Origin of the sequence: Halorubrum sp. SP3, assembly GCF_005435195.1 — an archaeon.
GTDB classification, from domain to species: Archaea; Halobacteriota; Halobacteria; order Halobacteriales; family Haloferacaceae; genus Halorubrum; species Halorubrum sodomense.
In genome coordinates, this window is the sequence record NZ_SGTU01000261.1 from 1 (window position 1) to 576 (window position 576).

A 576-nucleotide genomic window follows, 5' to 3' on the forward strand; every position below is an offset into this window, starting at 1 on the left:
TTACAAAACAAGGGGGTGTTGGGGCTATTGAGCGAAAAGTCGAACTCCAGCGTTCTCTCGACCCGGAGCGTGAAGCTGACGAGGCGCTCTACTACAAGCTAGAGCGCGATATCAACAGCGCGTGGGACCACTTCATTGAGGGGATTGAAACACAGCTCATGCGAAGTCTCCCAGATGATCAGAATGTGTCTATCGAGCAGCTAGAGACACAATCGGGACAAGAGCTCACGGTGACTGTTGCCCCGGAAGGTGGATCACATCGAACATCGACTGTCGAGATATTACTCCCATACAGTGAGGTCTCAGTGGATGGGAACCAGGTCCGCCCGGCAACTATCACGAACACGGTTAACGATGTAATCGACACGCTCGGAACATCGCTTCGCGAAGGCAACACACTTACAGACGACTCGAAAGCGGACCTCCTCTATGAGATCACGAAAACCTACATCACCATCGGTGAGTTCGAGGAAGGAGATCTAGTCTACTTCGATGACATCGTCGAGTTTTGTCTGTCACTGCCGAAGGCAAGGAATCAATTTGAATCACCAGACAACAGTGCCGAACCAACAATCC

At 51.4% G+C, this 576-nt stretch carries 1 pseudogene; it reads left to right on the top strand.

Features of this window, described 5'->3' with window-relative positions:
• A pseudogene (locus tag EXE42_RS18885) lies at positions 1–576 on the top strand (hypothetical protein); the annotation flags it as partial.